Origin of the sequence: Burkholderia gladioli (assembly GCF_000959725.1) — a bacterium.
Taxonomy (GTDB): Bacteria; Pseudomonadota; Gammaproteobacteria; order Burkholderiales; family Burkholderiaceae; genus Burkholderia; species Burkholderia gladioli.
Map to the genome: position 1 here is coordinate 1376896 of NZ_CP009323.1, position 17773 is coordinate 1394668.

Sequence of the window (17773 nt, forward strand, 5' to 3'; positions counted from 1 at the left end):
CGCCAGTGTTGGACAGACAAAAGTGGCGTGCAAGCCAGCACTCCTCGTGCTCTGCTGCTGATCGCGGCGCGCGCTGCACGGCGCGGCAAGCGCGCGTATCATCGACGATTCACCGTCGCGTGCCGGCCGCCGCCTTGCGCCGCGCGCCGCGCCGCCGGCCCCTGCTGCCCCGACAGGAATCGCCGATGACCGAGCTTTCGCTGCCCGATCCGCTTGCCCACCCGCGCCTCGCGCGTCCCGCGCGCCCGCCGCGCGGCCGGAACCCGAATCGCGCGCGCCCGGTCAGACACGCTTTCGGCAGCGCCGCCTTCCCGATCTCCTCGATGCTTCGTTCCTTCGCGTTCAATATCGCTGCCGGCCTTCCGGGCTCGGCCGCGATCCCGTTGCCGCGCCGCCGGCCGGCCGCTCCCGCCCGTATGTCGAACCCGTTGATGCCACTGATGCCGCTGACGCTGCGTGCCGCCCTGCGCGGCGCGCTGCTGGCCGCCTGCCTGGCCTCGGCCCTGGCGCCGCTCGCCGCGCGGGCGCAGGCCTCGACGCCGGCCGCGCCGCAGTCGATCGACTGGGAGATCCGCGTGCTGCACGACGGCCAGACCGTCGACACCTTCCACCAGACCACCACGGTCGGCCAGTCGCGCACCGATACGCACGACTATCCCGTCACGCTGGGCGCGGCCTGCGCCGGCAAGGAAGCCTCGATCGTGGCGGCGGTCAAGCCGCAGCGCTCGCGCACCGTGACGGTCGCGCCGCTCTATGTCGAGGGCGACACGGTCACGCTGCAGATCGACGCGCAGGAAACCCTGGACGACGGCGACGGCTGCTCGCTCGCGCCGCGCCAGATCTCGGCGAGCCACCCGGGCCTGGCGGTCCATGCCGAGAGCTGGACCGACTGGGCGCCGGCCGACAAGAAGGCGCGCCTGCTCTACCAGGTCCGCGCCCACGTGGTGCAGGGCTGATACATGCACGCGCCCCAGGCCCTGCCGTTCGCCGCCCCGCAGGCGGCCCCGAACGAGATCACCGCAGTCAGCTGGAACCTGCACAAGGGCCGCTCGCCGCTCGGCTTCACCGCCTGGAACGCGATGCGCCGCTGGGTCGAATCGACCCATGCCGACATCTACTTCCTGCAGGAGGCGATGGCCAAGCGCATGCCGCGGCCGATGCTGGCCTCGGGCTTCGGCGCGCCGATGGAGGATCCGGTCGACGACATCTGGCATTGCCAGGCCACCGAGATCGCCCGCGCGCTGGATTGGCAGATCGCGCTCGGCCCCAACGTGTTCAAGCCGTCCTGGCGGCACGGCAACGCGATCCTCTCTCCGCATCCGCTCGACCTGGGCGGGCGCTGGGACATCTCCGCGCATCGCTTCGAGCGGCGCGGCCTGCTGGTGGCGCGCGCCACCCTGGCCGGCGCCGCGCCGATCACCCTGCTCTGCGCCCACCTGGCGCTCACCCGCGCCGCGCGGCTGCGACAGATGACCTGGATCGCGCACTGGATCGAGCATCACGCCCAGGACGGCCCGCTGGTGCTGGCCGGCGACTTCAACGACTGGCGCAACGATTCGGTGCCGCTGTTCGGCGAGATCGGCCTGTCCGAGGTCGCCACCCTGCTCGGCGAATCGGGACGCACCTTCCCGGCCTTCTCGCCGGCGCTGGCGCTCGACAAGATGTTCGTGCGCGGCCTGACCCCGCTGGAGTGGCAGGCGCCGACCGACGACACCGCCTGGCTGTCCGACCACCTGCCCTATATCGCGCGGCTGCGCCTGGACTGAAGCGCCGCGCTTCGGCAATCGGCAGGAATCCGAAAGCTCCCGCCCCGTTTCCCGGAGCGGATTTCCGCGCGCCCACCGGGGTCAAGCGCGCGCGGCGCCCAGGCAGGGTAAAATACGGGGTTCTCCAAACGTCTGTTAACGGGTAGGCGTGCACTTTTCGAGAGTGACGCGCCCGCCATCGGCCGGTCTGCGGATCGGGCCGGTGCCCTCGGTTTCCGTCTCGTATCCGTATTCCATGAGCAAATTCGATACCGCTACCGTCCTGTCCGTCCACCACTGGACCGATACGCTGTTCAGCTTCACCTGCACCCGCGACCAGGGCCTGCGCTTCAACAATGGTGAATTCACCATGGTCGGCCTCGAGGTCGAGGGCAAGCCGCTCGCGCGCGCCTACTCGATCGTCAGCCCGAACTACGAGGAACACCTCGAGTTCTTCAGCATCAAGGTGCAGGACGGTCCGCTCACCTCGCGCCTGCAGCACCTGAAGGTGGGCGACCCGGTCCTGATCGGCAAGAAGCCCACCGGCACCCTGGTCGCCGACAACCTGCTGCCCGGCAAGACGCTGTGGCTGCTGTCGACCGGCACGGGCCTGGCGCCCTTCATGTCGATCATCCGCGACCCGGACATCTACGACCGCTTCGACAAGATCGTGCTGACCCATACCTGCCGCCTGAAGGGCGAGCTGGCCTACATGGACTTCATCAAGCACGACCTGCCGGGCCATGAGTACCTGGGCGACATCATCAAGGAAAAGCTGGTCTATTACCCGACCGTGACGCGCGAAGCCTTCGACAACGAGGGCCGCATCACCGACCTGATCGCCACCGGCAAGCTGTTCACCGACCTCGAGGTGCCGCCGTTCTCGCCCGAGAACGACCGCGTGATGCTGTGCGGCAGCACCGCCATGCTCAAGGACACCACCGAGCTGCTCAAGCAGGCCGGCCTGGTGGAAGGCAAGAACAGCGCGCCGGGCCACTACGTGATCGAGCGCGCCTTCGTCGACTGATCCCCGACGGCCTCGCGCCCTCGGCAAGAACCGGAGCCTCGCGCTCCGGTTTTTTTATGCGCGCGTCATATGGTTTAGTTACATTTTCGGCGGTCAGTTACAAACCCTTGCGATTCGTCCTACGGTCAAGCGAACAAAAATCTGTCGAATCTGACGAGCTTGCCTGTCGGATATTTCCGACACGGGCGTCAGGATTTTGATCTGTTTACCCGGAGCGATCCCCGCCCAGCGCGCCTTTCCCATTTATTCTGAGTTATGATTCGCGGCGTCTTGACACTTCTTGACATATTTGCCAAGGGTCAAAGCACATATTACTGAATGTAACTTTTGTTACCCGGTCGGGCCTCCACCGAGGTCGTAGCCGATCGAACTTGTTCTCGCCGGAAGGAACGTCATGGACATGCCGCGTATCGCAGCCGCCTCAGCGAGCGCCCTGCCCGAGCCGGGCCCCGCCCCGGCACGCTCCGCCATTGCCCTCGCCGTGATTCCCGCCGCAGCCGCCAGCTCGCCGTCGCCCGTTGCTCCTGCCCCGGATGCCCGGCTGGCCGCCTTTTCGGCCGAACTCGCGGCCGAGCTCGCCGCCGCCGACGAAACCGCCCGCCGCCGGCTCGCCCGCGAGCTGCACGACGGCCTCGGCGCCGACCTCACCGGCCTGCGCTTCGCCTTCGCCAATCTCGACACCTGGCTGCCCGAGCAGGCGCCCGAAGGCTGCCGGCGCGCGCTCGCGCTGGCCCAGCAGGCGCTCGACGCCGCCTTCGATTCGTACCGCCGCGCGCTCGACGAAGCCGCGCCCGCGCTCGATGCCGGCCTGGTCGGCACCCTGTCGGGCTGGGTCGGCGCATTCGGCGCGCGCACCCGGCTGCGCACCAGCGTGGTCTGCGCGGCCGACGCGCGGCTCGCGCAACTGGCCGGCGACAGCGCCCTGGCGGTGTTCCGCGTGGCCCAGGAAGCGCTCGCCAACATCGCCCGGCATGCACGCGCCCAGGCCGCCGACGTGCGGCTCGAGGCCGGCACGACGCATCTGGAACTGCTCGTCGCCGACGACGGCCGCGGTTTCGCGGCAGCCGGCGCCGATCGCGACGCCGAGGCCCCGGGCGGCCGCGGGCTGGGCCACATGCGCGCGCGCTGCGCCGCGTTCGGCGGCACGCTCGCGCACCAGCCGCGCGAGGGCGGCGGCACCGTGCTGCGCGCGCGCTTCGCCTGGGATGCGCTGCTGGCCGCGCCGCGCGCATCGGCACATGCTTCGGGCTGCTGAGGAGACGCGATGGCGCTGAATCTGTTGCTCGTGGACGATCACGCGATCGTCCGCCAGGGAATCCGGCAACTGCTGCTCGACCGCCGCGTGGCGGACGAGGTGGCCGAGGCCGAATCGGGCGCCGAGGCGCTCGCGGCCGCCGACAAGGGCAGCTTCGACGTGATCCTGCTCGACATCTCGCTGCCCGACATCAACGGCGTGGAGGTGCTCAAGCGCCTCAAGCGCAAGCTGCCGTCCACCCCGGTGCTGATGTTCTCGATGTACCGCGAGGACCAGTACGCGGTGCGCGCGCTGAAGGCCGGCTACCTGTCGAAGACGGTCAATGCCGCGCAGATGATCTCGGCGATCCAGCAGGTGGCGGCCGGCCGCAAGTACGTGAGCCCGGCGCTGGCCGAGGCGCTGGCCGAATACGTCTCGTTCGAGAACGAGCCGCTGCCGCACGAGAAGCTGTCCGACCGCGAATACCAGACGCTCTGCATGCTGGCCTCGGGCAAGCGGCTCACCGACATCGCCGTCACCCTCTCGCTGTCGGTCAAGACGGTCAGCGTCTACCGCACGCGCCTGCTCGAGAAGATGAAGCTGTCGAACAACGCCGAGCTGACCTTCTACGCGATGAGCAACCGCCTGCTCGAGATGGCGCCGCCCCCCCCGGCCGGCGCCTGAACCCGCCGCCGCGGCCCGCCATCCCGTCATCCTGCCGGCCGTCCCAGGCTACTGCGCCGCCGATCCCCGCCCTTCCCGACGCGCCCGCGCATCGCGCGCAAACCCCTGTTTTCATTAGACGAATGTAGGTGCAACCCGGATAGGGCAACCGAAACGGATCGGCTAGAATGCCGGGGTTCCACCGACCATAACCATAATCCGCAGCCGTCGGCCGCGACTCACGTCATTCAATCCGCATGTCACTTCTTCGCAAGAAAAACGTCGACCAGATGATCGCCGGCGCCCAGCGCGCCGGCCTCAAGAAGGCGCTCGGCGCCGTCGACCTCACCTTCCTCGGCATCGGCGCCATCATCGGCACGGGGATCTTCGTGCTGACCGGCACGGGCGCGGTCCAGGCCGGGCCGGCGCTGATGGTCTCGTTCATCGTGGCGGCGATCGCATGCGGGCTGTCCGCGCTCGCCTACGCCGAATTCGCCTCCACCATCCCGGTGGCCGGCTCGATCTACACCTATTCGTATGCCACGCTCGGCGAGCTGGTGGCCTGGATCATCGGCTGGGACCTGATGCTCGAATACAGCCTGGCCGCCTCGGCCGTGTCGGTCGGCTGGTCGGGCTACGCGCAGTCCCTGCTCAAGGGTTTCGGCGTGGTGCTGCCCACCGTGCTCACCGCCGCGCCCAACTCGGTGCCCGGCGTGACCACCTACTTCGACCTGCCCGCCTTCGTGGTGATGATGGCGATCACCACCCTGCTCTCGGTGGGCATCCGCGAATCGACGCGCGTCAACAACCTGATGGTGTTCATCAAGGTGGCGGTGGTGCTGCTGGTGATCGCGGTGGGCGTGTTCCACGTGACGCCCGCCAACTGGACGCCGTTCATGCCGCATGGCTGGTCGGGCGTGTTCGGCGCGGCGGCGGTGATGTTCTTCGCCTTCATCGGCTTCGACGCGGTGTCCTCGGCCGCCGAGGAAGTGAAGAATCCCAAGCGCGACCTGCCGATCGGCATCATCGCCTCGCTGGGCGTGTGCGCGGTGCTGTACGTGACGGTCGCCGCGGTGGCCACCGGCATCGTGCCGTCCTCGCAATACGCCGGCATCACGCACCCGATCTCCTACGCGCTGCAGGTGGCGGGCCAGAACTGGGTGGCCGGCTTCATCGACCTGGGCGCCGTGCTCGGCATGCTGACCGTGATCCTGGTGATGACCTACGGCCAGACCCGCATCACCTACGCGATGTCGCGCGACGGCCTGCTGCCGGCCGTGCTCTCGCGCGTGCATCCGCGCTTCCAGACGCCGTTCCTGGCGACCTGGATCATCGGCCTGCTGTGCGCGCTGATCGCCGCGCTGATCCCGCTCAACGTGCTGGCCGAGCTGATCAACATCGGCACGCTGGCGGCCTTCTCGATGGTCTCGATCGCGGTGATCGTGCTGCGCCGCACGCGCCCGGACCTGCCGCGCGCGTTCCGCTGCCCCGGCGTGCCGGTGGTGCCGGTGCTGGCCGTGGCCGCCTGCGTGTTCCTGATGCTGAACCTCAGCGCGGTGACCTGGAAGGCCTTCGGCATCTGGCTGGTGATCGGCCTGGTGATCTACTTCGTCTACTCGCGTCGCAACGCGAAGATCGCCCAGGGCGGCGCGCAGCACTGAGCCTCGCCTCCCGGCCAGGCCCGCCGCCCGCTCGCGCGGGCGCGGCGCCCACGAAAAAGGCTCGTCGTCGACGAGCCTTTTTGCTTGATGCGGCCCGATGCGCCGCCGCCGCGAATCTCGCCGCGAAGCTGCCGCTCTTCAGCTCAATCCCGCCAGCAACGCCGCCGTGATCGAGCCGGCCACCAGCACCACGCCGATGGTGCGGCGCTTGTTGAGCTCGGTCCACAGCAGCACGCCGGTCAGCGAGAGCAGGATCATCGAGCCGGCGATGGTGTCCATCAGCAGCACCCAGAAGATGTTCATGCCCACGCCGCGATGCAGGTTGGTGAGGGTGGTCATCAGCGAGTTGTCGCTGCGCTTGAGGGAGATGGCCTGGCTGCCGACCCAGTAGTCGGCCACCACGTTCGCGCCCGGCTTGAACAGCGTGATCTGCCAGTGCTCGGGCTGCATCACGCTGCGATCGCCCCATTCCACCGGCTGCGCCGCTTCCTTGCGGATCCGCGTGCGACCGGCATCGAACTTCAGCTCCTTGATCAGCCAGGCCTCGAGCCTGGCGGGCGACTTGGGCGCCGGCACGGGCAGGGGCATCTGCACCTCGCTCACGCGCGGCGCGCCCGGCGAGATCTTCAGCGGCGGCGCGCGATGGTTCATCACGAAACCGGTCACGCCGAACATCAGGCCCAGCACCGCGCCCCACAGCCCCACCCAGCCATGCACCTTGCGCAGCCACTTGATGAAGGTCGCGCGCCGCGAGCGCTGGCGCCGCGCGGCCAGCTCGGCCTCGGCCAGCGGGCGGGCCGGGCCGGCCGCCGCCCCCGCATAGCGCGTCGCCACGCCGGAAGACAGCTTCGGTTCGATCGATTCGGGCGCGTTCACGCTCACTCCAATGCCAATACGACAAGGGCGGCCCGCGACGCTGGTCGCTCGGCCGCCCTCTATCTTTAAATGAGAATCGCTATCATTACATAAAGCCCGGCGGGACTCAATCGCCGCCTGCGTGCCGGGCCCCGAAACAATGCGTCGGGGTCCGAACCAGCCGCGCGGCGCCCGCCTCGCTCGCGTTCCGAAGCCGCCGTACCGGCCCCGAAAGACGGGCGTTTCCGTCCTGTCGGGGCGGCATCGTCATGGTTTGTCGTGACAGGGCCATGTCGCGGCCAGGAAATTCGTTATCCGATGCATCGCGAACGCGCGCGTTGATGCCGGCGGCGCTAGAATCCCGACATCATCCGGACGTGCCGCGCCTTCGACGGGGATTCACCGAGACGCGCCGCCGCCACGCAAGCCATGCGGCATACCAGGCGTCCGGACCACAAAGACGACAAGAAACGGGGCCAGCTCTTCATGAACGACATCGCATCCGCGCCGGGTGGTCCACCGCTCGCGCCCGCCGTCACGGCCGCGCTCGGCGCGGCGGCGGCGCCAGCCAGCCTGCCCGCAGCCGCGCCGGGCGACGTCGACAGCTTCCGCATCCGCTTTTCCGTGCAGACGCGCGCCGCCGATCCGCGCCGCCGCGCGCGCCACGGCGGCTTTCCCGGCAGCGGCACGCTGAGCTTCGGCGCGGCCACCGGCACGCTGTCGCTGGACGGCAGCACCGGCGGCTGGATCGGCGCCCAACCCTTCCACCTGGCGATCCCGCGCGCGCAGATCTTCGATGCCAGCAGCGCCGGCAAGCGCATCTTCTTCGATCTCCACACCCCCGACGGCGTGCTCGGCATCGCGCTGCAGGCCGCCGACGCGGCCGCCGCCGCGAGCATCGCCGATCGCCTGCCGATGCAGGTCACCTCCACCTTCGCCGCCGAACTCGACGCGCACGCGCGCTTCGGCGACCTGGTGCAGTCCCGGCCGCTCGCCTGGGCCACCTGGGGTTTGGTGGCGGCGAACCTGCTGCTGTTCGCGGCGATGGTGCTCAACGGCGTCTCGCCGCTGCAGCCCGACATACCGGCGATGATCCGCTGGGGCGCGAACTACGGCCCCGACACGCTGGACGGCGACTGGTGGCGCCTGCTGACCAGCAGCTTCGAGCACTTCGGGGCGCTGCATCTGGCCGTCAACCTGCTGGTGCTGGCGCGTTTCGGGCCGCTCGCGGAACGGCTCTACGGCAGCTTCCGCTTCCTCTCGCTGTACCTGTTCGCGGGCGTGATCGCCAGCATGACCAGCGTGCTGTGGGACCCGATGCAATGCGCGGCCGGCGCCTCGGGCGCGATCCTCGGCGTGTTCGGCGCGCTGCTGGCCTGCCTGCTGCGCCGGCGCCGCGAGCTGCCGGCGCTGGTGCACGACCACCAGCGCTCGCTGGCGCTCGGCTTCGTCGCCTACTGCCTCTACAACGGCTTCCTGCATCCGGCGATCGACAACGCCGCCCACCTCGGCGGCCTCGCGGCCGGCTTCGCGGTGGGCCTGGCGCTGGCGCCGCCGCTCGACCCGGCCGCGCGCGAGGCCACCGCCGGCGCGAACGTGACCACCGCGGCCGGGATCGGCGCGCTGCTGGTGATCGCGCTGGCCTACCCGCTCACCCATCCCGGCCACGGACGCCAGCAGGAGCTGCGTTTCGCCCGCGAATACATGGCGATGACGGGCGCCTCGGCCGAGATCGGCAACGCGCTGGCGACGCTGCAGCGCGAGCCGCTGGGCACCGAGGCCGAGCGGCTGGCGGTGTCGAACCAGGTGATGACCGATATCGTGCCGCGCTGGAGCAACCTCTACGCGGTGCTGTCGAGCCTGCCGCTGCCGGACGGCTCGCCCTACCGCGCACTGCGCGACACCAGCCTCGGCATGCTCGACAACGCGCGCCGCATGGCGACCAGCTATGCGCTGGTGCTGGTGCGTCCGCGCGAGGAGGGCGAGGCGATGCTGGAGAGCTACCGCGCGCTGCTGCTCGACCAGCACGCGCGCGCCAAGGACCTGCGCCAGGAGGAGCTGGCGCTGCGCAATACCAGCCGCTTCACGCATCGCCGCGGGCCGGCGCTCGCGCCGGTGCCGGGCAGCGTCGCGGCGGCACGTTCGTAGCGAACGGGGCCGCGTCGCGACGGAAGCCCACGCCTCGCTTCATCCCGCCTCAGCGGCCCGCTCGCAGTGGGTGATTCCGCGAGGCCGATCAACCCGGCAAGCCCGCCCTCGTCTCATCCGCCCTCAGCGACGCGGCTGCGGCAGCGCCGGAAACTCGCCGCCCGGCTCGGGCTTGTCGCCGGAACCGGCCGCCGCCGCGCCCTCGGCCTCGCGCGGCTCGGCGCGCTCCAGCGCATAGAGCCAGGCCAGCAGCTCGGCCACCGCCTGGTAGAGCGCCGGCGGAATCCGATCGTCGAGATCGACCTGCATCAGCAGCGACACCATCTCCGGCGCGGTATGCACGTACAGGCCCGCCTCGCGGGCGCGCGCCACGATCATCTCTGCAACCAGTCCGTAACCCTTGGCGACCACCCGCGGCGCGGCATCGCCGCCCTTCGGGTCGTAGACCAGCGCGGCCGCGCGCTTGCGCTTGTCGCCGCTCATCGCCAGAGCCCGTCGTCGAGGAAGCCGAATTCGTCGATATCGTCGAAATCGCCGAGATCGTGCTGCTTCGCGGCAGGGCGTGCCGCGCCGGCCTGCGCGTGCGCCTGGCCCTGCTCGTAGGCCGCCGCGGCCGCGCGCGAGGCGGCGCTGTCGAAGGGATCGGGCACGCTGTCGACGGCGCGGATCGTCAGGCCGCCGAGCTCCAGCCCCGAAGCCAGCAGGCGCTGGCGCAGGGCCTCGCCGTGGGCGCTGAGGCGCGCCGCGCCGGCATCGTTGGCGCGTAGCCGCGCCACCAGCTGAGTGCCGGTCAGCACCAGTTCCGCATCGACCGCGCCCAGCGTCGGCAGCGACAGCATCAGCCGCGTGCGCCAGGCCAGCGGCGCCTCGCCGGGCTGCGTGCCGCCCGCGTCGGGCTCGACGCTCCAGTCGAGCCGCGCGCCGGGCCAGGCCTCGCCGCTCCAGCGAAATTGCTGGGTCGCGAGCAGGTCGAGCTGCTGGCGCACCAGCGGCAGCGTGGCCGGGTTGACGGTGGCCATCGCCGCCGAGCCGTTGGCGCCATTGGCATCGCCGCCCAGGGCCGCGCCCGGCTGGCTGGTGGTGGCGGCCAGCAGGCGGCTCGCGCCCTCCTCGGCCGCCTGCGAGGCATAGGCGAGCGCGCCGCTCGCGCCGAACTGGCCTGCCGCCGGTGAGCGGGCAGACGGCGCATCCGGCGCGGCCCCGCCGCCGGCGCCCGCGGGCGTCGCGCCACCACCGTCGGCAGCCGCGCCGCGAGGCGCTGCACCGCCCGGCGATGCACCGCCCTCGCGTGCAGCCGCCTGGGTCAACTGGTTCTGGGGTTCGCGCGCGAGCTCGGCCATGCCGCGCTGGCCGGCCAGCCACTGCGCGAGATGGGATTCGTAGAACAGGCCGCTGTCGGCCACCGAGCGCGCCAGCGCGGCGGCCAGCGCGGCGATCGCCGCCTGGGCGATCGACGGCGTGAGCGGCGCGGCAGCCTGGGCGCCGTCGGCCGTGCCGGTGGCGCCGGCGGCATTCGCCGTCGCGGCGGCACCCGGCGCGGCGTTCGCGCCGGCGGCATTGGCGGCCGTCGCGGCACCGCCGCCTGCCTGGGCGGCAGCGCCGGCAGCCGGCGCGCCATCGCCCGCCAGCAGCTCGACCAGCGCGGGCGGCGCCTCCAGCAGGGGCAGCTTGCCGACCACCACCGGCGTGGCATCGCCGCCATGGCGCGAGATCGCGTCGAGCGTCAGCGCCACGCTCGACAGCGCGGTCTGCGCCGAGGGCGCGGGCGGGCTCGGCGCCGGCAGCGGCAGGTTGGTCGGCGGCGCGCCGCGCGCCGCCCCGGTCGGGATGCCGACCTGGGTGGCCGGCGCCCCGGCCGACACGCCGCCCTCGAGCAGGTTGTCGATGCGGCTGGCGAGCATGGCGGCGGTAACCGCGTCGATCCCGGTCATGGTGAGTCCCCGCGCGGCCCGAGCCGGCGTCCGTGTCTGTCTGCGTCTGGTGGTGTGACCGCCCCGCCGCGGCTAGCGCCGCGCCTGGTAGATGTCCTTGAGCATGCGCGTCGAGCGGCCCGCGTCGAACAGCGCGGACAGCCGCGCCACCTCGGGGCTGGCGAGATCGCGGATGGCGGCGTCGTCGGCCAGGATCCGGCGGATCAGCGCGTACTTGTGGCCGCGCTCGCTCGGGTCGAGCATCACCCCTTCCTCGGCCGCCTTGAGGCCGTCGACCAGCGTCTGGTATTCCGCCTGCAGCCCGTCGACCGCCAGCCAGTCGGCACCGCGCGCGGCAGCCAGCATTCGGCCGGACACTTCCGCGATCGCCTCGTAGCGGGCGAGATAAGCTGCCTCGCGACTCATCGTACGGCTTCCGGCTGCGCCTGCCCCGCCATCATGCGGGCCACTTCCGGGGCAATCCCGATCCAGGCTTCCTCGAGCGTGGCCAGCAGGCCGTCGACCTCGGCCAGCATGGCCTCGCTGGCGCTCACGTTGGCCTCCAGCAGCCGGCGCAGGATATAGGCATAGAGCGCGTTCAGGCGCTCGGCGATCTCGCCGCCCGCCTCGACGTTGAGCGAGGCCTGCAGGCCGCTCTCGACGATCTGCATGGCCTTGCCGATCGCCTCGCCGCGCGCCGCGACATTGCCGGTGTTCAGGTGCAGGCGGGCGTGGGCGATCGCCTTGCGGGCGCCCTCGTAGAGCATCGCGATCAGGCGATGCGGGGACGCGCCCATCACCCCTGTCTCGACGCCGACGCGCGCGTAGGCACTGGCTCCAGCGTGTCCTGGGGAAAACATGACGGCCCTCCTGTTGATGCGATCGTGACGTGTGGCGCGACGCCCGTCGAAACGGCATGCGTAACGCTGTGTAATACCGGCGTTATCGGTAATGACGGGGAAAGCTTTAGCGCGAAGTCGGCGCGAGGGGGTGCGCCGACGGGGTCAGACCGACATCTGCATGATGTCGTTGTACGCGCTGACGAGCTTGTTTCGGACCTGCAGACCGAACTGCAGGCCGATGTTGGCCTTCTGCGAATCGATCATCACGTCGTTGAGGGACACGTTCGGCGCGCCCAGCTCGAAGGCCTTGGCCTCGCCGGCCGCCTTCATCTGGGTGTCGCTGATCCGGTCCAGCGAGGCCTTCAGGGCCCCCGCGAAGCCGCTGGCGGTGGCGGCGCCGTTGCCGGCGGCCGTGGCCGCGGCGCTCGCGCCGCTCGCCTGGGCGGCCATCGCCTGCATCTGTTGCAGCGCCGAAGCGATTCCGTTGACGGGCGCGGTCATGGGGTCTCCACAAAAGATACGGATGGGAAACCGGCAAGGGGCCCCGGCGGGCCCAGCCCGATCCAGCCCCGAATCCGCGCCGAAGGCCGCCGCAAAAAGCGCGGCGCGACGACGCGATGCCGGATTGCGAGCAAGGATAGCAAGCGCGGCGGCGCCCAAAGCGGGCGAAGTACGGGGAAAACTCGGCTCTGTTCCCGAGATCGGAGCCGCCCGCGCGCCGGAATAATCGCATCGTGTCATTGTCCGTCCGCTCGGCCGAGCGGCAGCCCGCTGTGGAGAAACCCGAAGCATGGATTCGCAGGCCAACTCGCTGATCAATCCCGACGCGCGCAACGCCGTCGCCGGCACGCCGCCCAACGCGGCCATGGCCGCCGGTGCGCTGCCTGGCGCCGGCGCGGGCGCGGCCGGCGCGGATTTCGGGCTGGGCGGCTTCGCCGAGCGGCTGTCCGGCTTCCCGAACCTGTCGCGCATGCGCACCAACCCCAAGCTGCCGTTCGTGATCGTCACCGCGCTGGCGATCGCGGCGATCGTCGCGCTGGTGCTCTGGAGCCGCGCCCCCGACTACAAGGTGCTCTACAGCAACCTGTCGGATCGCGACGGCGGCGCCATCATTGCTGCCCTGCAGCAATCCAATATTCCCTACCAGTTCACCGATGCCGGCGGCGCGATCCTGGTGCCCGCCAGCCTGGTGCACGAGACGCGCCTGAAACTGGCCTCGATGGGGCTGCCCAAGGGCGGCTCGGTCGGCTTCGAGCTGATGGACAACCAGAAGTTCGGGATCAGCCAGTTCGCAGAACAGGTCAACTACCAGCGCGCGCTGGAAGGCGAGCTGGAGCGCACCATCGCCTCGATCAACGCGGTGCGCGCCGCGCGCGTGCACCTGGCGATCCCCAAGCCCTCGGTGTTCGTGCGCGAGCGCGAGGCGCCCAGCGCCTCGGTGTTCGTCGACCTGTACCCGGGCCGCGTGCTGGACGACGGCCAGGTGCTGGCGATCACGCGCATGGTCGCCTCGGGCGTGCCCGACATGCCGGCCAAGAACGTCACCATCGTCGACCAGGACGGCAACCTGCTGTCGCAGCAGCAATCGGCCGCCGGCCTCGACGCGAACCAGCTCAAGTACGTCCAGCAGGTCGAGCGCAACACCCAGAAGCGCATCGACGCGATCCTCGCGCCGATGTTCGGCGCCGGCAACACGCGCGCCCAGGTCAGCGCCGACGTCGATTTCTCGCGCGCCGAGCAGACCTCGGAAAGCTTTTCGCCCAACGGCACCCAGCAGCAGGCCGCGATCCGCAGCCAGCAGACCTCGAGCTCGACCGAGATGTCGCAAAGCGGCGCGGGCGGGGTGCCCGGCGCGCTGTCGAACACGCCGCCGCAGCCGGCCTCGGCGCCGATCACCGGCGCCAGCGGCGCGGCCGGCACGCCGCCCACGCCGATCAGCGACCGCAAGGATTCGACCACCAACTACGAGCTCAACAAGACGGTCAGCCACGTCGAACAGGCCACCGGCGGCATCAAGCGCCTGTCGGTGGCGGTGGTGGTCAACAACCTGCCGGTGGCCGACGCCAAGGGCCACGTGACGATGCAGCCGCTCAGCGCCGACAAGCTGAGGCAGGTCGAGCAACTGGTGAAGGACGCGATGGGCTTCGACGCCAAGCGCGGCGACTCGGTCAACGTGGTCAACAGCCAGTTCACCGAGCTGGCCGATCCGCTGGCCGACGTGCCCTGGTGGCGCACGCCGGACATGATCGCGATGGCCAAGGACATCGCCAAGTGGCTCGGCATCGGCGTGGCCGCCGCCGCGCTGTACTTCATGTTCGTGCGCCCGGCGATGCGCCGCGCGTTCCCGCCGCCCGAGCCGGCCGCGGCCAGCGCCGGCGCGCTGCCGGGCCCGGACGAGCCCGCGCTCGACGGCCTGCCGGCGCTCGAGTCGAGCCTCGGCGCGGAGGCGTCGCCCGAGGCCGCGCTGCTCTCGTTCGAGGCGGACAAGCAACGTTACGAACGCAACCTCGACTACGCGAAGATGATCGCCCGGCAGGATCCGAAGATCGTCGCGACCGTCGTGAAGAACTGGGTGACCGATGAGCGCTGAAGGCCTGATGAAAAGCGCGCTGCTGCTGATGTCGATCGGCGAGGAAGAGGCGGCGCAGGTGTTCAAGTTCCTGGGCCCGCGCGAGGTCCAGAAGATCGGCCTGACCATGGCCGCGCTGAAGAACGTCACGCGCGAGCAGCTCGACGACGTGCTCAAGGAATTCGTGCAGGAGGCCGAGAAGCATTCTGCGCTGTCGCTCGATTCCGGCGAGTACATCCGCTCGGTGCTGACCAAGGCGCTCGGCGAGGACCGCGCCGGCGCGATCATCGACCGCATCCTGCAGGGCAGCGACACCAGCGGCATCGAGGGCCTGAAGTGGATGGACTCGGGCGCGGTGGCCGAACTGATCAAGAACGAGCACCCGCAGATCATCGCCACCATCCTGGTGCACCTCGACCGCGACCAGGCCTCCGAGATCGCCTCCTGCTTCACCGAGCGGCTGCGCAACGACGTGCTGCTGCGCATCGCCACGCTCGACGGCATCCAGCCGGCCGCGCTGCGCGAGCTCGACGAGGTGCTGACCGGCCTGCTGTCGGGCAGCGACAACCTCAAGCGCAGCCCGATGGGCGGCATCCGCACCGCCGCCGAGATCTTGAACTTCATGACCAGCTCGCACGAGGAAGCCGTGCTCGCCAACGTCAAGGCCTACGATCCGGACCTGGCGCAGAAGATCATCGACGAGATGTTCGTGTTCGAGAACCTGCTGGACCTGGAGGACCGCGCGATCCAGCTGATCCTCAAGGAAGTCGAGTCGGAAACGCTGATCGTCGCGCTCAAGGGCGCGCCGCCGCCGCTGCGCCAGAAGTTCCTGGCCAACATGTCGCAACGCGCGGCCGAGCTGCTCGCCGAGGATCTCGACGCGCGCGGCCCGGTGCGCGTCTCCGAGGTCGAGCAGCAGCAGCGCAAGATCCTGCAGATCGTGCGCACCCTGGCCGAGAACGGCCAGGTGGTGATCGGCGGCAAGGCGGAAGACGCCTATGTCTGAGCGTGCTCGCGGCGCGGCCTCGATGACCGCCTACCAGCGGTGGGAGATGGCCTCGTTCGATCCGAAGCCGCCCGCGCCGCCCGTCGGGGACGACGGCGAGGCGGCGGCCGCCGCGCTGGCCGCCGAACTGCAGCGGGTGCGCGATGCCGCCCATGCCGAAGGCATGGCCAGCGGCCAGGCCGAGGGCCACGCGCTGGGCTACCGCGCCGGCCACGACAGCGGCTACGCCGAGGGGCTCGAGGCCGGGCGCGCCGAGATGCGCGTCGAGGCCGGGCACTTCGCGGCGCTGGCGCGCGGCTTCGACGAGGCGCTGCACGGCGCGCGCGACACGCTGGCCGACCAGCTCGCCCAGCTCGCGCTCGACATCGCCCAGCAGGTGGTGCGCCAGCACGTGCAGCTGGACCCCGGCACCGTGCTGGCCGCCGCGCGCGAGGCGCTGGCCGCCGAGCCGGCCCTCTCCGGCGCGCCGCAACTGGTGGTGAGCCCCGCCGACCTGCCGGTGGTGGAGGCCTACCTGCAGGAAGAACTCGACGCGCTGGGCTGGAGCGTGCGCACCGACCCGGCCATCGAGCGCGGCGGCTGCCGCGCCCAGGCCGCCTCGGGCGAGATCGACGCGACCCTGCCCACGCGCTGGGAGCGCGTGGCCGCCGCGCTCGGCCGTTCGAGCGAGTGGTGAAACCATGAGCCGCGCGCCCGACCTCCTGCTCGACGACGCGGCGCCCGCCGTGTCGAACCCGCATCTGGCGCACTGGCTGGAGCAGCTCGGCGCGCTGCGCGAACGCAGCGCCCGCGCGCTGCCGCTGCGCCCCTGCGGGCGCCTCACGCGCGCCGCCGGCCTGGTGCTGGAAGCCACCGGGCTGCGCCTGTCGGTGGGCGCCGAATGCACCATCGAACTGCCGCCCGGCAGCACCCTGCCGGTGGCCGAGGCCGAGGTGGTCGGCTTCGCCGGCGAACGCCTGTTCCTGATGCCGACCACCGAGGTGGCCGGGGTGCTGCCCGGCGCGCGCGTCTGGCCGCTGGAACGCGCGCCGATCGCCGATCCGCTGGCCGGCGCCAAGCGCCTGCCGGTCGGCTGGCAGATGCTGGGCCGCGTGGTGGACGCCTCGGGCCGCCCGCTCGACCGGCTCGGCCCGCTCGCCTCGGAACTCGACGCGCCGCTGTCGGCGCCGACCATCAACCCGCTGGAGCGCGAGCCGATCCATCACGTGCTCGATGTCGGCGTGCGCGCCATCAACGCGCTGCTGACGGTGGGGCGCGGCCAGCGCATGGGCCTGTTCGCCGGTTCGGGCGTGGGCAAGTCGGTGCTGCTCGGCACCATGGCGCGCTACACCAGCGCCGAGGTGATCGTGATCGGCCTGATCGGCGAGCGCGGCCGCGAAGTGAAGGAATTCATCGAGCAGATCCTCGGCGAGGACGGCCTGGCGCGCTCGGTGGTGGTGGCCGCGCCGGCCGACGTGTCGCCGCTGCTGCGCATGCAGGGCGCCGCCTACGCGACCTCGCTGGCCGAATACTTCCGCGACCAGGGCAAGCACGTGCTGCTGCTGATGGATTCGCTCACGCGCTACGCGATGGCGCAGCGCGAGATCGCGCTGGCGATCGGCGAACCGCCGGCCACCAAGGGTTATCCGCCCTCGGTGTTCGCCAAGCTGCCGGCACTGGTGGAGCGCACCGGCAACGGCCCGGAAGGCGGCGGCTCGATCACCGCCTTCTACACGGTGCTGACCGAGGGCGACGACCAGCAGGACCCGATCGCCGATTCGGCGCGCGCGATCCTGGACGGCCATATCGTGTTGTCGCGCCAGTTGGCCGAGGCCGGCCACTATCCCGCGATCGACATCGAGCAGTCGATCAGCCGCGCCATGACCTCGCTGATCGACGAGCGCCATCTCGATCGCGTGCGCCGCTTCAAGCAGATGCTCTCGCGCTACCAGCGCAATCGCGACCTGATCGCGGTGGGCGCCTACGCGGCCGGGCGCGATGCCCAGCTCGACCGCGCCATCGCGCTCTACCCGCGCATCGAGGCCTTCCTGCAGCAGGGCTTTCGCGAATGCGCGCCGTTCGAGTCCTGCCTGGCCGGGCTCGACGCGCTGTTCCAATACGAAGGAGGCTGAGC

The 17773-nt window shown here is 70.8% G+C and carries 17 protein-coding genes; 11 read left to right on the plus strand and 6 right to left on the minus strand.

Annotated elements, in window-relative coordinates:
- Positions 1-416: 416 nt before the first annotated feature.
- From BM43_RS23100 to bcaP, 6 genes are all read left to right on the plus strand, one after another.
- A complete protein-coding gene (locus BM43_RS23100; protein ID WP_042287174.1) occupies positions 417-956 on the plus strand; it encodes a hypothetical protein in 540 nt (179 codons plus the stop codon).
- A 3-nt stretch (positions 957-959) separates the two neighbouring features.
- On the plus strand, positions 960-1766 hold the full coding sequence (locus tag BM43_RS23105) for an endonuclease/exonuclease/phosphatase family protein (protein ID WP_013699674.1): 807 nt from the start codon (positions 960-962) through the stop codon (positions 1764-1766).
- Between the two features lie 235 nt (positions 1767-2001).
- Positions 2002-2772: a ferredoxin--NADP reductase gene (locus tag BM43_RS23110; RefSeq protein WP_013699675.1), complete on the plus strand. Its 771-nt coding sequence runs from the start codon at positions 2002-2004 to the stop codon at positions 2770-2772.
- Between the two features lie 394 nt (positions 2773-3166).
- Complete coding sequence (locus BM43_RS23115; protein WP_036048865.1) at positions 3167-4027, plus strand: sensor histidine kinase; 861 nt, start codon at positions 3167-3169, stop codon at positions 4025-4027.
- A 9-nt stretch (positions 4028-4036) separates the two neighbouring features.
- Positions 4037-4690, plus strand: coding sequence for a response regulator transcription factor RqpR (rqpR, locus tag BM43_RS23120; protein ID WP_045577489.1), 654 nt, complete (start codon positions 4037-4039; stop codon positions 4688-4690).
- Between the two features lie 236 nt (positions 4691-4926).
- On the plus strand, positions 4927-6330 hold the full coding sequence (bcaP, locus tag BM43_RS23125; RefSeq protein WP_013699678.1) for a branched-chain amino acid transporter BcaP: 1404 nt from the start codon (positions 4927-4929) through the stop codon (positions 6328-6330).
- Positions 6331-6468: 138 nt separating this feature from the next.
- Here bcaP and BM43_RS23130 read toward each other — a convergent pair whose 3' ends face one another.
- Positions 6469-7206, minus strand: coding sequence for a PepSY-associated TM helix domain-containing protein (locus BM43_RS23130; protein WP_025100300.1), 738 nt, complete (start codon positions 7204-7206; stop codon positions 6469-6471).
- 465 nt (positions 7207-7671) lie between these two features.
- Here BM43_RS23130 and BM43_RS23135 point away from each other — a divergent pair, with 465 nt between their 5' ends.
- The gene (locus BM43_RS23135; protein WP_036052938.1) at positions 7672-9333 is read left to right on the plus strand and encodes a rhomboid family intramembrane serine protease; all 1662 of its coding nucleotides are present in this window, start codon (positions 7672-7674) and stop codon (positions 9331-9333) included.
- A gap of 123 nt (positions 9334-9456) precedes the next feature.
- On the opposite strand, the gene BM43_RS23140 is transcribed toward BM43_RS23135, so the two are convergent.
- The 5 genes from BM43_RS23140 to fliE form a co-directional block, all read right to left on the minus strand.
- Positions 9457-9816, minus strand: coding sequence for an EscU/YscU/HrcU family type III secretion system export apparatus switch protein (locus tag BM43_RS23140; RefSeq protein ID WP_036048863.1), 360 nt, complete (start codon positions 9814-9816; stop codon positions 9457-9459).
- On the minus strand, positions 9813-11264 hold the full coding sequence (gene fliK, locus BM43_RS23145) for a flagellar hook-length control protein FliK (protein ID WP_036048861.1): 1452 nt from the start codon (positions 11262-11264) through the stop codon (positions 9813-9815). Before fliK ends, BM43_RS23140 begins: the two co-directional genes overlap by 4 nt.
- A 72-nt stretch (positions 11265-11336) precedes the next feature.
- Complete coding sequence (locus BM43_RS23150; protein WP_013699683.1) at positions 11337-11669, minus strand: flagellar protein FliT; 333 nt, start codon at positions 11667-11669, stop codon at positions 11337-11339.
- Positions 11666-12103 carry a flagellar export chaperone FliS gene (gene fliS, locus BM43_RS23155; protein WP_013699684.1) on the minus strand — a complete coding sequence of 146 codons (438 nt, stop codon included), beginning with the start codon at positions 12101-12103 and terminating at the stop codon, positions 11666-11668. Before fliS ends, BM43_RS23150 begins: the two co-directional genes overlap by 4 nt.
- 144 nt (positions 12104-12247) lie before the next feature.
- Positions 12248-12586 carry a flagellar hook-basal body complex protein FliE gene (gene fliE / locus BM43_RS23160; protein WP_013699685.1) on the minus strand — a complete coding sequence of 113 codons (339 nt, stop codon included), beginning with the start codon at positions 12584-12586 and terminating at the stop codon, positions 12248-12250.
- Positions 12587-12875: 289 nt separating this feature from the next.
- On the opposite strand from fliE, the gene fliF reads away from it, so the two are divergent.
- From fliF to fliI, 4 genes are read left to right on the plus strand one after another with little or no spacing between them, the layout of a single operon-like run.
- Entirely contained in the window at positions 12876-14675 is a 1800-nt protein-coding gene (gene fliF, locus BM43_RS23165; RefSeq protein ID WP_036048859.1) for a flagellar basal-body MS-ring/collar protein FliF, read from the plus strand.
- Positions 14665-15660 carry a flagellar motor switch protein FliG gene (gene fliG / locus BM43_RS23170; RefSeq protein WP_013699687.1) on the plus strand — a complete coding sequence of 332 codons (996 nt, stop codon included), beginning with the start codon at positions 14665-14667 and terminating at the stop codon, positions 15658-15660. The genes fliF and fliG overlap by 11 nt, the downstream gene beginning before the upstream one ends.
- Positions 15653-16336, plus strand: a complete 684-nt coding sequence (fliH, locus tag BM43_RS23175; protein ID WP_013699688.1) for a flagellar assembly protein FliH — start codon at positions 15653-15655, stop codon at positions 16334-16336. Before fliG ends, fliH begins: the two co-directional genes overlap by 8 nt.
- 4 nt (positions 16337-16340) lie before the next feature.
- Positions 16341-17771, plus strand: a complete 1431-nt coding sequence (gene fliI / locus BM43_RS23180; protein WP_013699689.1) for a flagellar protein export ATPase FliI — start codon at positions 16341-16343, stop codon at positions 17769-17771.
- The last annotated feature ends 2 nt before the right edge of the window (positions 17772-17773 follow it).

Coding starts and splice junctions, on each gene's coding strand:
- BM43_RS23100 (WP_042287174.1), top strand. CDS start 417: ATGTCGAACCCGTTGATGCCACTGATGCCGCTGACGCTGCGTGCCGCC.
- BM43_RS23105 (WP_013699674.1), top strand. CDS start 960: ATGCACGCGCCCCAGGCCCTGCCGTTCGCCGCCCCGCAGGCGGCCCCG.
- BM43_RS23110 (WP_013699675.1), top strand. CDS start 2,002: ATGAGCAAATTCGATACCGCTACCGTCCTGTCCGTCCACCACTGGACC.
- BM43_RS23115 (WP_036048865.1), top strand. CDS start 3,167: ATGGACATGCCGCGTATCGCAGCCGCCTCAGCGAGCGCCCTGCCCGAG.
- rqpR (WP_045577489.1), top strand. CDS start 4,037: ATGGCGCTGAATCTGTTGCTCGTGGACGATCACGCGATCGTCCGCCAG.
- bcaP (WP_013699678.1), top strand. CDS start 4,927: ATGTCACTTCTTCGCAAGAAAAACGTCGACCAGATGATCGCCGGCGCC.
- BM43_RS23135 (WP_036052938.1), top strand. CDS start 7,672: ATGAACGACATCGCATCCGCGCCGGGTGGTCCACCGCTCGCGCCCGCC.
- BM43_RS23140 (WP_036048863.1), bottom strand. CDS start 9,816: ATGAGCGGCGACAAGCGCAAGCGCGCGGCCGCGCTGGTCTACGACCCG.
- fliK (WP_036048861.1), bottom strand. CDS start 11,264: ATGACCGGGATCGACGCGGTTACCGCCGCCATGCTCGCCAGCCGCATC.
- BM43_RS23150 (WP_013699683.1), bottom strand. CDS start 11,669: ATGAGTCGCGAGGCAGCTTATCTCGCCCGCTACGAGGCGATCGCGGAA.
- fliS (WP_013699684.1), bottom strand. CDS start 12,103: ATGTTTTCCCCAGGACACGCTGGAGCCAGTGCCTACGCGCGCGTCGGC.
- fliE (WP_013699685.1), bottom strand. CDS start 12,586: ATGACCGCGCCCGTCAACGGAATCGCTTCGGCGCTGCAACAGATGCAG.
- fliF (WP_036048859.1), top strand. CDS start 12,876: ATGGATTCGCAGGCCAACTCGCTGATCAATCCCGACGCGCGCAACGCC.
- fliG (WP_013699687.1), top strand. CDS start 14,665: ATGAGCGCTGAAGGCCTGATGAAAAGCGCGCTGCTGCTGATGTCGATC.
- fliH (WP_013699688.1), top strand. CDS start 15,653: ATGTCTGAGCGTGCTCGCGGCGCGGCCTCGATGACCGCCTACCAGCGG.
- fliI (WP_013699689.1), top strand. CDS start 16,341: ATGAGCCGCGCGCCCGACCTCCTGCTCGACGACGCGGCGCCCGCCGTG.